Here is a 12,182-nt window from a genome sequence, read left to right as displayed (position 1 = left end):
GCGGGGGGGGGCGGGGGGCGCGCGCGGCGGCGGCCCCTCCGCGTGGCGGGGGGGGGGGGGGGGGGGGGGGCCGCGCCCCCCCCCCCCCCCCCCCCCCCCCCGGTGGGGTGCTACGGGCGCCCGGCCGGCCGCCGGAACAGTGCGGTGAGCAGGACGGGGATGCCGAAGAGGGGCGAGTCGGCCGGCTGCGGCTCCATCGGGCGGATCTCGATCTCGGTGAAGTCCGAGAAGAGGTGGCGCAGTTCGTCGGGGGTGTAGGCGAGGCCGCCGTCGAGCCGGCCGTTGCGGTACAGCTCCTCGTCGGGGAGCTCGCTGCCCATCGCCCCGGCGGCGAAGGCGTTGACGACGAGGTGGCCGCCGGGCGCCAGCACGCGGTCCAGCAGGGCGAGGTAGCTGATCCGGCGGTGGGGCGGGAGGTGGTGGAGGCAGCCCGAGTCGTAGACCAGGTCGTACTGGGTGTGCGGGAGTTCGACGTCGAAGATGTTCCCGCAGTGGAACCGGACGGCGGCGCCGGCCTCCCGGGCCCGCTCCTCGGCCCAGGCGACGGCGGTGGGGGAGAGGTCGACGGCGTCGACGTCGAAGCCGAGCGAGGCGAGGTGGATCGCGTTGCGGCCGGGCCCGGCCCCGAGGTCCAGAGCGCGGCCGGAGGAGGGGAGGAGGCCGCGGTCGAGGTAGCAGACGAGGTTCTCGTCGGGCTTGGGAACGAAGAACGGGCGGCCGGAGGACCGGTCGGCGTAGAAGGTGTCCCACCAGCCGGCGGCGTTCTCCGTCCAGCGGTCGGCCTCGGGGAGGAAGAGCCGGTCGAGAAGGTCGAGGACGTCCTCGGTGGTACGGATGTCGCGATGCATTCACAGCCCCCTGTACGGCGGACGGTCGGGTTGTCCGCTGCTGTGAATTCTAGTGATCGGGGGCGGGAAATTCGCTGGTCAGAGGTGGTGCGGCGAGTGGCGGCGGGGGGCCGTGGAGGCCCTTGTGTGCGGCCCGGGACCTGGCCCCTTCGAGGGGGTACGGGTGTGTCTTCCGACCCCCACTGCGGCCCGGCCGAGGCCCTTTGTGGGTGGCGGCGACGTCCACGTTCGAGGCGGCCCGGATAACGCTTTCAGCACAGAGGTTCGGGGGGCCCTTGGCCCCGTCGGGTGCCCACCCGACGGGGCCGAGAAGTCAGCCCTGGAGCTCGCCGTTGTGGATGGCGCCGACGAACGCGCGCCAGGCGTCGGCGGTGAAGGTGAGGGCGGGCCCGTTGGGATCCTTGCTGTCCCGGACGGGGACTATTTCGGTGCAGCCATCGGCGACCTCGATGCAGTCGCCCTGACCGTTGCTGTAGGTGCTCTTGCGCCACTTGAGGTCTTGCTTCATTCCGTGCACTCCTCTGCGACCTTCCTCAACCATGAGATGGACTTCTCGGGTTGGACTGACGAGGCCATGAGGCGCAGGAACGCGTCCTCATGGCGTGCGACCTCCGAGGGCCGCTCCGAGTAGATGCTGCTGGTCGTAGCCTCGGTGTAGGCCACACTTCCGGGGATATCACTGAACGAGAGCACTGAGAAGGAAGCGCCCATGGCGGCGTGGGCACCCGCAGAGAATGGCAGGACTTGGATCGTGATGTTGGGCCGCTCGTCGGCCATGTCGGCAAGGTGATTCAACTGCTCGGCCATGCTCGGAGCATCCCCCACGGGGCGCCGTATGACGGCCTCACCGACGATTGCCCAGAGCTGCGGTGGATCAGGGCGGTCGAGAATCCGTTGACGGTCCATCCGTAGCGCGACGCGACGTTCAACTTCCTCGGTGGATTCGGTCGGGTTCATTGCCCGGATGACACCTCGGGCGTACTTCTCGGTCTGGAGAAGCCCTGGGATCAGCTCGCACTGATACGTGACGATCTTCGTGGCATCGGATTCGAAGCCTACGTAGGCGCGGAACCACTCCGGCAAGGCATCGCCGTAGGCGTGCCACCAACCTTGCTGGCGGCTTTGCCTGGTCAGGCTGAGGAAGTGCTTCACCTCTTCGGGTGAACTGACGCCGTAGTGAGCCAGGAGCTTCGCTGCGTCCCGCTCCTGCAGCGGAACCTGCCCGCTCTCGATCCGGCTCAGCTTGGAAGCGGACCAACCGAGCGCAGCGGCCACATCCTTGGCGTTCATCTCGCGCGAGGTGCGCAACTTGCCGAGCTCGCCACCGAGCCTACGCCGCAGCACGGTCGGACTGCCCACGCGTCACACCCCCTGGCTGGTTGGTTCCTTGCATAGTGTGCCACCCCCTCTGGGGCTCAACCCCCGCTAGAGATCATGCAATTGCTTGACGGAAGCGGTTGCATGCAATTGCTCGATGGGGGCATGCTACTCGCAGTAGCTCGACGGTTCGTCTGAGTGATCACGATGGCTGCTCGCCGGGCATTCCCATGCCTCCGCCCGGCCATCCCCCCTCGCCAACTCGCCTTCATCTCACTGCGCCTGGAAGGTGGCTCCCCCATGCCCGAAATCGCCGACTCGGACCGCGTCCCCATCCCCGTCGCCCGATCCGAGCACTGGCTGTTGCGCAGCCGGCGGTCGCCCGGCGAGGCCCGCCGGCACCTCCAGGCCCTCCTTGCGAGCACCCCGGTCGCTCAGCAGTTCGCCGACGTCGGACTCCTGCTCGTCTCCGAGCTCGTCACCAACGCCGTCGTGCACGGCACGCCCATCGGCAACAAGGTGCTCCTCGTGATCGACCTCGCTCCCGCGCGCCTCCGGATCGAGGTGCACGACGCCCGGGGCGACCGAGCGCCCCTCCTCCGAACCGCCGGCAGGGACGACGAGTCCGGCCGCGGGCTGGTCCTCGTCAAGTCCCTTGCCCTCCGCTGGGGTTGCTGCCCCCGTCGTGGCATCGGGAAGATCGTCTGGGCCGAAGTCGGCCCCACTGCCACCCCCGCGGAGCGTGCCGCATGAGGGAGGACCGCCTCGTCACCGCCGAGATCACCGGCGGCATCCTGCCCCCGGCGACCTACTCGCTCCTCCCCGACGCCCTCGACTCCCTCTGGAGCGCCCTCCGGTTCCGCCCCATCGGCAGACCCCAGTGGCAGTGGTTCGAGCGCTACCTCACCGGCCCCTCGGCCGACCGCTTCGTCGCCGAATACCTCGACCGCACCGGTCCGCTCGACCTCCCCGTCGTCCTCCCCGAGGCCGTCCACCATCTGCGCCTCCACTGGACCGCCCTGGAGGCCGACCGGTGAGGCGCCCCCGCCACCTCCGGCGGGTCGTCGTAGTGCGCCTCCTGCGGGCCGAACGCCGCCGTCTCGACGCCGAGTTGGCCGACTTCCTCCCCGAGGCGTCCGCTCGCATTCGCCGCCGCGTCCTGGCCGCCCTCGCCGGCGACCTCCGCTGAACCCCGCAGAACCCGGCGCAGGAAGTCGACCGGATCGACTTCCTGCGCCCCGGCTCCGCACCCCTGATTAGAGTGACGGAATGATCGACCATCAGATATCTCTCCGCCCCTTCTCCGAGGTCGACTTGGCGCTGCTCGAAGCGCTCGTCCAGGACCCCGAGGCCATCGGCCCGCTGCAGTGGTACGGCTGGTCGGATCCCGGGCGGCTGCGGCGCAAGTGGGCCGAGAACGGGCTGTTGGGGGAGGAGCAGTCCCACCTGGCGGTGGTCGCCGAGGGTGCGTTCCGGGGCTTCGTCGCCTGGCGGCGCCGAGCTGTGGTGCCGGCCGCGCCGTACTGGAGCATCGGCATCCAGCTGGCCCCGGACGCGCGCGGCCGGGGCGTCGGCACGGCAGCCCAACGGCTGCTGGTGGACTACCTGTTCGCGCACTCGCCGGCCGTGCGCCTGGAGGCCGACACCGAGACCACCAACCTGGCCGAGCAGCGCGCCCTGGAGAAGTGCGGCTTCACCCGCGAGGGCGTGCAGCGCAGCCTGGTGTTCCGCGACGGCGAGTGGCGCGACATCGTCCGCTACAGCCTGCTTCGCTCGGACCCGCGCCCGGCCTGATCCGGCTCGGGCCGGGCCCCGGCGGCCCCGCCGCCCTACTGGACGACGAGCGTGCCCGTCATGTTCGGGTGGACGTCGCAGTGATAGGCGTACGAGCCGGGCGCGGACGGCGCGGTGATCGTCGCCGACTGCCCCTGCTCCAGCAGCCCGGTGTCGAACTCCTTGTTGATGGCCGTGAGCGTGTGCCCGGCGCTGTCCTGGTTGGTGACCACGATCTTCGCCCCCGGCGCCACCGTGAAGGTGGCGGGGTTGAAGAGGAAGTTCTTGATCGTCACGGAGACCTGCCCCGCGCTGGGGGAGCCGGTGGCCGTCCCCGTGGCCGTCGGGGAGGCCGTCGCGGTCGGCGACGGCGAGGGCGAGACCGGGGAGGTCGGCGAGGGCGACGAAGCCGGTGACGGGCTGGCGGTCGCGGTCCCGGTCGGGGTCTTCGGCTCACCGCCCCCGTCGGAGGAGCAGCCGGCGGCGGCGAGCACGAGCAGGGCCGCCGCCGCGCCGACGGCGAGGGCGGTCCGGCGGGGACGGGACGGACGGACGGTCAACATGCTGCTCCAGCCTTGCTGCCTGCGGCGACGCGCCCACGCTAGACCGTTCCGGCCCGTTCGCCGGGCAACCGGAACCGAGGGTCACCCGAACGCCGGAGCGGCCGCCCCCGCCGCGCACCGCCGCCGCTACCAGGGCAGCGGCCGCCCGTGGCGGAAGAAGCCGCCGGTGGGGCCCGAGTCGGGCAGCGTGGCCGCCCAGACGACGCCGGCGCCGCCCTCCTCCACCGGGGCGCCGCCGGGGCCGCCCATGTCGGTGGCGATCCAGCCCGGACAGACCGCGTTGACCAGGATCCGTTCCGCCCGCAGTTCGTCGGCGAGCTTGCGGGTGAGCGCGTTGAGGGCGGCCTTCGAGACGCCGTACGCGGGTGTCCCGCCGCCCATGCTCGTCAGCGAGCCGGACTCGCTGGAGACGTTGACCACCCGCGGGTGGTCGGAGCGGCGCAGCAGTGGGAGGAAGGCCTGGGTGGTGCGCCATGCGCCGAAGAGGTTGGTCTCCAGGGTGTGGCGCACCTCGTCGAGATCGACGTCGGTGGCGCGGGCGGCGGTGTCGTAGTTGATCGCGGCGTTGTTGACGAGGACGTCGAGCCGCCCGAACTCCGCCTCGACGGCGCGGGCGAGGGCGTGGAGGCCGTCGCCGTCGGTCACGTCGAGCCGGCGGGGCAGGACGGTGCCCGCGGGCCAGGCGAGGTCGGTCAGTTCGGCGGCGGCACGCTCGGCGTCCTCCTGGCGCCGGGCGCAGAGCAGCACGGTGTGGCCGAGGCCGGCCAGCTGGCGGGCGGTCTCCCGGCCGATCCCCCGATTGGCGCCCGTGACCAGCGATACCGGTGCGTCGGTGCTCAAGCTGCTCTCCTCCTGCCGTTCCGGCGCCGGCGGTTCCGGTTCCGCTCCGTTCCGGCAGGCTATGCCGCCGGCGAAGCCCGCGGACCGGTCCGGGGAGGGAGCGGACGTGCGACCTTGGGCTTAGTCCGCCGAACGGAGTACCCGTCAGCAGCTCCCGGCGTCAGCGGCCGCCTCGGCGTCACCGGCCGCCGACGTCGCCGGCCTCCGCCGGGGCCGGCTCGGGGCCGGAGGCCGGATCGCGGGTGAGCAGGTACCGGGCGCCGGGGCCGGTCTCGCCGGCGCGGTCACCGGCGTTGTAGAGGCCGCAGCGGTTGAGCGACAGGCAGCCGCAGCCGATGCAGCCGGTGAGTTTGGCCTTCAGCCGCTCCAGTTCGGCGATCTGCTCGTCGATCCGGTCCTGCCAGGACGTGGCGACGCCGTCCCACTCGGCCCCGCTGGGGGCGCGGTGCTCGGGCAGCCGGTCCAGGGCGACGCGAGCCTCGCCGAGCGAGAGGCCGACGCGCTGGGCGGCCCGGACGAAGGCGACCCGGCGCAGCGTGCCGCGGGTGTAGCGGCGCTGGCCGCCGGTGGTGCGGGTGGCGTGGATCAGGCCGAGCTTCTCGTAGTAGCGCAGGGCCGACGTGGCGAGGCCGCTGCGGTCGGCGAGTTGGCCGATGGTGAGCAGATCGTGGCGGCTGGGGCCGGCGGGTTGCTCGGGGGCGGTGGGCGCGGTCATGGGCGCCACTGTAGCCGCTTGACTTCAAGTCGACTTCAAGTTGCACCATCGAGGACATGACGACGACGATCCCGGGCGGAGCCGCCTTCAGCGACCTCCCCGCCCTGATGGGCCTGATGACCGGCGACGAGAAGCACGGCCCCGCCGCCACCTCCACGCTGGATGCCCTCTGGGTGCTCTACGACCGCGTGCTCCGCGTCACCCCGGCCACCGCCGACGACCAGGGCCGGGACCGCTTCCTGCTCTCGAAGGGCCACGGCCCGATGGCGTACTACGCCGTCCTGGCCGCCAAGGGCTTCGTCGACCGGGAGGTGCTGACCAGCTTCGGCGCCTACGACTCGCCGCTCGGCCACCACCCCGACCGGACGCTCGTCCCCGGGGTGGAGATCGGCTCCGGCTCGCTGGGGCACGGGCTGCCGCTGGCGGTCGGCACCGCGCTGGGGCTGCGGGCCCAGGGGCTGAGCGAGCCGGCCGTCTGGGTGCTGCTCGGGGACGCCGAGTTCGACGAGGGTTCCAACCACGAGGCGGTCGCCTTCGCCGGGGCCGCCGGCCTGGAACGGCTGCACGTCGTCGTCATCGACAACTCCTCGGCCACGCACGGCTGGCGGGGCGGGATCGCGGCGCGCTTCGCCGCCGAGGGCTGGTCGACCGCGACGGTGGACGGCCGCGACCACGAGGCGCTCCACGCTGCGTTCACCGCCGCGCACCCGGGCCGCCCGCACGCCGTGGTGGCGCGCGTCGAGCCCAAAAACGCCTGAACGCCGCCCGCCCGCCCCTGCTGCCGGCCGCCTACCCGCCGCGGCCGCCCACTGCCGCCGACCGGCACCGACCGGCACCGACTGGCACCGACCGCCGCCGACCACCGAACGCCACCGAACGCCACCGAAAGGCACGGGACTTCACCGATGGACACCATGCGCGAGCGCTTCCTCGACGTCACCACCCGCCTGCTCGACGACGACCCCCGGCTCGCCGTGGTGCTCGCCGACATCGGTGCGGCCGGCTTCGCCCCCGCCGCCGAGCGGTACCCCGACCGGGTGGTCAACGTCGGCATCCGCGAGCAGCTGCTGATCGGGGCGGCCGGCGGCCTGGCGCTCACCGGGATGCGCCCGCTGGCCCACACCTTCGCCAGCTTCCTGGTCGAACGGCCCTTCGAGCAGATCAAGTTGGACCTGGTCCACCAGGGCGTCGGCGCCGTCCTGGTGAGCGCCGCCGGCTCCTACGACTGGCCGGCCGGCGGCCGGACCCACATGGCGCCGGGCGACGTCGCCCTGCTGGACACCCTGCCGGACTGGACGATCCACGTGCCCGGCCACCCGGACGAGGCGGAGCTGCTGCTGCGCCACGCCGTGGCCGACGGCGACCGCAACGTCTACGTGCGGCTCTCCGCGCACCAGAACGCCGCCGCCGTGCCGGTGGAACCCGGGCGGTTCACCACCGTGCGCGAGGGCGGCGGGGGCGTGGTGCTCGCGGTCGGCCCGATGCTGGACGCCGTGCTGGCGGCCACCGAGGGCCTGAACGTGACCGTGCTGTACGCGGCCACCGTGCGGCCGTTCGACCGGGCCGGTCTGCGCGCCGCAGTCGGCGGCCGGGCGGACGTGGTGCTGGTCGAGCCCTACCTGGCCGGGACCTCCGCCAACGAGGCGCATGCCGCGCTGAACGACCGGCCGCACCGGGTGCTCGCCCTCGGTGTGCCGCGCGAGGAGCACCGGCACTACGGCTCGATCCCCGAGCACCTGGCCGCCTACGGGCTGGACGCCGCCTCGCTGCGGGAGCGGATCGGCACCTTCTTCTGGTGAGTCCCGGGCGCGCCAGCGGGGCTCGCGCGCCCAGCGGGGCTCGCGCGCCCGGCGGGGCTCGCGCGCCTGCCGAACCCGGCCCAGCCGCCGTGCGTCCTCACACCGCGACGACCGCCACCGACTCCGCCCCCAGCCGCACCACCGAGCCGTCCAGCGTGCACTCCCCGAACGAGGCCGCCACCGCCCGGCCCGCGGCCCCCAGCGGGAGCGCCGCCGGCCCGCCGCCCAGGTTGGCCGCCACCCGGTACGGCCCCCGGTGCACCACCAGCCACCGCGCCGCCTCGTCGAACTCAACCCGGACCGCCGCCAGGTCCGGATCGGCCAGCGCCGCCCGCTCGCGCCGCAGACGGATCAACCTCCGGTACCAGTCGAGCAGTTCGGAGTGCGGGGCGCGCCACGGCTCGGTCCAGTCGAGGACGGAGCGCAGCACCGTGGCCGGTTCCTGCGGGTCCGGCACGGCCTCCGCCTGCCAGCCGTGCTCGGCGAACTCCCGCCGCCGGCCGCGGCGGACGGCCTCGGCGAGGCCCGGGTCGGTGTGGTCGGTGAAGTACTGCCAGGGGGTGGCCGCGCCCCACTCCTCGCCCATGAAGAGCATCGGGGTGAACGGCGAGGTGAGCACCAGGGCGGCGCCGCAGGCGAGTTGGCCGGCCGACAGCACGGCGGAGATCCGGTCCCCGAGTGCCCGGTTGCCGATCTGGTCGTGGGTCTGCAGGTAGCCCAGCAGCCGGTGGCCGCCGCCCGGCGGGAAGGGCCGACCGTGGCTGCGGCCGCGGAAGGAGGACCAGATGCCGTCGTGGAAGAACCCGCGGGTGAGCGTCTTGGCCACGGCGGCCAGCGGGGCGCGCGCGAAGTCGCCGTAGTAGCCGTGGGATTCGCCGGTCAGGGCGGTGTGCAGGGCGTGGTGGAAGTCGTCGCTCCACTGCGCGGTGATCCCCTGGCCGCCGGCCGCGCGCGGGGCGGTGGTGCGGGGCGAGTTGAGGTCGGACTCGGCGATCAGGAACAGCGGCCGGTTGGTCGCGACGGCCAACCGCTCGACCTCCGTGGAGAGTTCCTCCAGGAAGTGGACGGCCCGGTCGTCGGCGAGGGCGTGCACGGCGTCGAGGCGCAGGCCGTCGATCCGGTAGTCGCGCAGCCAGGAGAGCGCGCTGCCGATCAGGTAGGCGCGCACCTCGTCGGAGCCGGGGGCGTCCAGGTTGACCGCCGAGCCCCACGGGGTGTGGTACCGGTCGGTGAAGTAGGGGCCGTACGCGGGGAGGTAGTTGCCGGACGGGCCGAGGTGGTTGTGCACCACGTCCAGGACGACGCCGAGGCCCTTGCGGTGCGCGGCGTCCACGAAGCGCTTCAGGCCCTCGGGCCCGCCGTACGGCTCGTGCACGGCCCAGAGCGAGACCCCGTCGTACCCCCAGCCGTGCTTGCCGGGGAACGGGCAGACCGGCATCAGCTCGACCAGGTCCACCCCCAACTCGACCAGGTGGTCCAGGTGTTCGGTGGCGGCGTCGAAGGTGCCGGCGGCGGTGAAGGTGCCGATGTGCAGCTCGTAGAGGACGGCGCCCGGCAGCGCTCGGCCGCGCCAGCCGGTGCGGGACCAGCGGAACGCGGCGTGGTCCACCGGCCGGCTGGGACCGTCCGGCCCGTGCGGCTGGCGCGGCGAGCGCGGGTCGGGCAGCGGCGGGCCGCCGTCCAGCCGGAACGCGTAGTCCCCGTCCGGGGCCTCGCCCCGCCACCAGCCGGCCCGTGCGGTGTCGCGGGCCAGCCGGTGCCGGTCGCCGTCGACCTCCACCTCGACCTGTTCGGCGGCCGCCGGGGCCCACACCTCGTAGTGGCGCGGCGCGTCCGTCCGGGGTCGTGCCGGCCGCGGCCCGGCCGTCCGTTCCTCGTGGCCCGTCATGCCCCGCCCCTCCTGGTCAGCAGTGCCACCGGGTGCGCCGCCAGCAGCTCGGCCACCGGCACCTCGCCGGCGGCGAAGCGCCGCCGGGTGAGCGTGTCCGTCCAGGCGCCGCCGGCCGGCAGTGCCAGCGCGGTGCCCTGCCAGCCGCCGGCCCGCTCCAGGCCGTACGGGAGCCGGGTGACCGCGGTGACCACGTCCTGCCCGCGGGCGAAGGCGAGCAGGTGGCCGGCGGCCGTGCCGGTGGCGGTGAGCGGGCCGTACGCGCCGAGCGGCCGGGACCGGCGCAGGTGCAGTGCGGTGGTGGTGAGGTGGAGCTTCTCCCGGGCCGGGTCGTCCGGCCGGGGCGTCGCCGAGTCGGTCAGCCGGACGGCGAGCGCGCCCAGGTCCACCACGCCCCGGTTGTCCGGGTCGACCAGGGTGTACAGCGGCTCCTCGCTGCCCTGGTAGAGGTCCGGCACCCCCGGCACGGTGAGGTGCAGCAGGGCGGCGGCCAGTGTGTTGGCGCGGGCGTGCGGGGCGATCGCCCGGACGTACCCCTCGATCCGGGGCAGCAGGCCCGGGTTCCCGTAGACGCCGCGGGCCCGCTCGGCGAGCGCCTGCTCGTAGCGGTCGTCGGGGGTCGTCCAGGAGGTGCGCAGCTTGGCCTCGCGGGCGGCCTTGAGCAGGGCCCGGACCAGTCGGTCCGGGGTGATCGGCCAGGCTGCGACGAGGGTCTGCCAGAGCAGCCAGTCGCCCTCCCGGTCGCCGCCGGGGCCGGCGGCGGTGGACCAGGCGGCGGCCTCGGCGGCCCAGGAGTCGGGCTGCTCGGCGAGCACGGCCAGCCGGGCCCGGGCGTCGGCGCTGCGCTTGGTGTCGTGGGTGGAGAGCACGGTCATGGTGGCCGGCCAGTGCCGCTCGACGTAGTGGCACCAGGCGTGGAAGTCCGCCGGGGGCAGGCCCGGGCGGGCCGGGTCGCCGCCGACCTCGTTCAGGCCGATGAGGGCGTTCCAGCGGTAGAACGCGGTGTCCTCGACGCCCTTGGCGGCGACGGCGGCGGCGGTCTGGGCGAACCGCACACAGAACTCGTCCTGTTCCGGGCCGCGCCCGAGCCGGCCGAGGGCGAGCCCGGCGACCAGCCGGTCGGTGGGGTCGCCGGAGCCGTCCAGGGCCGCCCGGAGCTGCTCCTGCGAGGCCGCGGGCGCCGGCTCGCCCGGCCGGACGTAGGGGCGGTACGCCGGGTAGCCGGTGAGCACCCGCTGCAGGGCCGCGCGCAGCTGCCAGGGCGCGTGGTCGGCGTGCGCGGGGTCGGCGGCGCCGATCCGGACCGCGAGCCGGACCAGCCGGTCGACCTCGGCGGCGAGCTCGCCGAGCGGCGCGGTCATGTCGGCCCGGCCGCGCCGGGCGGCGGCCACGGCCGGGTGCGGGTCGGCGCAGGGCTCGCCGGCGGCCGCGCCGGAGACGAAGTGCTCGTAGTGGCCGGCCAGCCGGCAGGCGCCGGAGTGGTCGGTGAGGACGCCGTCGATCCGGTGCAGCGCGTCGTAGCCGGTGGTGCCGGCGCAGGGCCAGTCGGTGGGGAGCCGCTCGTCGCCGGTGAGGATCTTCTCGACCACGGTGTAGGCGCCGCCGGTGGCGTCGGCGAGCCGGGCCAGGTAGCCGCGCGGGTCGGCGAGGCCGTCGGGGTGGTCGATCCGGAACCCGTCCAGGACGCCGTCCGCGTGCAGGCGCAGCAGTACCCCGTGGGTGGCCTCGAAGACCTCGGGGAGCTCCACCCGGACGGCGATCAGCTCGTTGACGGTGAAGAACCGCCGGTAGTTCAGCTCGGTGCGGGCCAGCCGCCACCAGGCGAGCCGGTACCACTGGCGGGCGAGCAGCTCGGGGAGCGGGAGGCCGGCTGTGCCGGGCCGCAGCGGGAGGACGTGGTCGTGGTAGCGGAGCCGTTCGCCGTCGACGGCGAGGTCGCCGAGGACGGCGCCGAGCCGGTCGCCGAGCACGGGCAGCAGCACCCGCCCGCGGTCGGGGGCGTCGGCGGGGCCGGGCTGGGCGGTCCAGTCGATGTCGAACCAGCGCGCGTAGGGCGAGTCCGGGCCGTCCCGCAGGACGTGCCAGAGCGGCCGGTTGAGCTGTTCGGGGACGGGGACGGCCATGTGGTTGGGCACCACGTCGGCGATCAGCCGCAGACCGTGCCGGTGGGCCGCGGCGGCCAGCTCGCGAAGCGCGGGCTCGCCGCCGAGCTGCTCGCTGATGCGGCCGTGGTCGACGGTGTCGTAGCCGTGGGTGGAGCCGGGGGCGGCCTCCAGCAGCGGGGAGAGGTGCAGGTGCGACACCCCGAGGGCGGCCAGGTAGGGCACGGCGGCGGTGGCGTCGCGGAGGGTGAAGCCGGGCTGGAGCTGGAGGCGGTAGGTGGCGGTGGGGACAGCGGCCGGGCGGGGCTGCGCGGGCTCGGCGGCGGAGGTCATGTGT

The 12,182-nt window shown here is 74.2% G+C and carries 14 protein-coding genes; 6 read left to right on the top strand and 8 right to left on the bottom strand.

The window, feature by feature from the left end:
* Positions 1-110: 110 nt before the first annotated feature.
* The 3 genes from ACIPSC_RS28045 to ACIPSC_RS28035 all read right to left on the bottom strand — a co-directional run bounded on the left by ACIPSC_RS28045 (position 111) and on the right by ACIPSC_RS28035 (position 2,207).
* Positions 111-848, bottom strand: coding sequence for a class I SAM-dependent methyltransferase (locus ACIPSC_RS28045; protein WP_400829038.1), 738 nt, complete (start codon positions 846-848; stop codon positions 111-113).
* 313 nt (positions 849-1,161) lie between these two features.
* Positions 1,162-1,356: a DUF397 domain-containing protein gene (locus ACIPSC_RS28040; RefSeq protein WP_400829036.1), complete on the bottom strand. Its 195-nt coding sequence runs from the start codon at positions 1,354-1,356 to the stop codon at positions 1,162-1,164.
* Positions 1,353-2,207: a helix-turn-helix domain-containing protein gene (locus ACIPSC_RS28035; protein ID WP_400829034.1), complete on the bottom strand. Its 855-nt coding sequence runs from the start codon at positions 2,205-2,207 to the stop codon at positions 1,353-1,355. The genes ACIPSC_RS28040 and ACIPSC_RS28035 overlap by 4 nt, the downstream gene beginning before the upstream one ends.
* A gap of 258 nt (positions 2,208-2,465) precedes the next feature.
* On the opposite strand from ACIPSC_RS28035, the gene ACIPSC_RS28030 reads away from it, so the two are divergent.
* The 4 genes from ACIPSC_RS28030 (at position 2,466) to ACIPSC_RS28015 (ending at position 3,959) form a co-directional block, all read left to right on the top strand.
* Positions 2,466-2,918 (top strand): ATP-binding protein, encoded by a 453-nt coding sequence (locus ACIPSC_RS28030; protein ID WP_400829032.1) that lies wholly within the window; start codon positions 2,466-2,468, stop codon positions 2,916-2,918.
* Positions 2,915-3,202, top strand: coding sequence for a hypothetical protein (locus ACIPSC_RS28025; RefSeq protein ID WP_400829031.1), 288 nt, complete (start codon positions 2,915-2,917; stop codon positions 3,200-3,202). The genes ACIPSC_RS28030 and ACIPSC_RS28025 overlap by 4 nt, the downstream gene beginning before the upstream one ends.
* A complete protein-coding gene (locus tag ACIPSC_RS28020) occupies positions 3,199-3,354 on the top strand; it encodes a hypothetical protein (RefSeq protein WP_400829029.1) in 156 nt (51 codons plus the stop codon). The genes ACIPSC_RS28025 and ACIPSC_RS28020 overlap by 4 nt, the downstream gene beginning before the upstream one ends.
* A gap of 80 nt (positions 3,355-3,434) precedes the next feature.
* Positions 3,435-3,959: a GNAT family N-acetyltransferase gene (locus ACIPSC_RS28015; protein WP_400829027.1), complete on the top strand. Its 525-nt coding sequence runs from the start codon at positions 3,435-3,437 to the stop codon at positions 3,957-3,959.
* 35 nt (positions 3,960-3,994) lie between these two features.
* On the opposite strand, the gene ACIPSC_RS28010 is transcribed toward ACIPSC_RS28015, so the two are convergent.
* The 3 genes from ACIPSC_RS28010 to soxR all read right to left on the bottom strand — a co-directional run bounded on the left by ACIPSC_RS28010 (position 3,995) and on the right by soxR (position 6,056).
* Positions 3,995-4,501 (bottom strand): cupredoxin domain-containing protein, encoded by a 507-nt coding sequence (locus tag ACIPSC_RS28010; RefSeq protein WP_400829025.1) that lies wholly within the window; start codon positions 4,499-4,501, stop codon positions 3,995-3,997.
* A 126-nt stretch (positions 4,502-4,627) separates the two neighbouring features.
* Positions 4,628-5,341, bottom strand: a complete 714-nt coding sequence (locus ACIPSC_RS28005) for an SDR family oxidoreductase (protein WP_400829023.1) — start codon at positions 5,339-5,341, stop codon at positions 4,628-4,630.
* A 178-nt stretch (positions 5,342-5,519) separates the two neighbouring features.
* Positions 5,520-6,056 (bottom strand): redox-sensitive transcriptional activator SoxR, encoded by a 537-nt coding sequence (gene soxR, locus ACIPSC_RS28000; protein ID WP_400829021.1) that lies wholly within the window; start codon positions 6,054-6,056, stop codon positions 5,520-5,522.
* Positions 6,057-6,112: 56 nt separating this feature from the next.
* Here soxR and ACIPSC_RS27995 point away from each other — a divergent pair, with 56 nt between their 5' ends.
* On the top strand, positions 6,113-6,814 hold the full coding sequence (locus tag ACIPSC_RS27995; RefSeq protein WP_400829019.1) for a transketolase: 702 nt from the start codon (positions 6,113-6,115) through the stop codon (positions 6,812-6,814).
* A gap of 147 nt (positions 6,815-6,961) precedes the next feature.
* Entirely contained in the window at positions 6,962-7,855 is an 894-nt protein-coding gene (locus ACIPSC_RS27990) for a transketolase family protein (RefSeq protein ID WP_400829017.1), read from the top strand.
* A gap of 97 nt (positions 7,856-7,952) precedes the next feature.
* Here ACIPSC_RS27990 and treZ read toward each other — a convergent pair whose 3' ends face one another.
* Both treZ and treY read right to left on the bottom strand, forming a co-directional pair.
* Positions 7,953-9,743 carry a malto-oligosyltrehalose trehalohydrolase gene (treZ, locus tag ACIPSC_RS27985; protein WP_400829015.1) on the bottom strand — a complete coding sequence of 597 codons (1,791 nt, stop codon included), beginning with the start codon at positions 9,741-9,743 and terminating at the stop codon, positions 7,953-7,955.
* Complete coding sequence (gene treY, locus ACIPSC_RS27980) at positions 9,740-12,178, bottom strand: malto-oligosyltrehalose synthase (RefSeq protein WP_400829013.1); 2,439 nt, start codon at positions 12,176-12,178, stop codon at positions 9,740-9,742. Before treY ends, treZ begins: the two co-directional genes overlap by 4 nt.
* Positions 12,179-12,182 lie beyond the last annotated feature (4 nt).

The organism is Kitasatospora sp. NPDC090091, from assembly GCF_044747365.1.
In the GTDB taxonomy this organism is placed as follows: Bacteria; Actinomycetota; Actinomycetes; order Streptomycetales; family Streptomycetaceae; genus Kitasatospora.
Note: the sequence above shows the minus strand (reverse complement) of the source record. Positions and strands in the feature narration are given on the sequence as shown.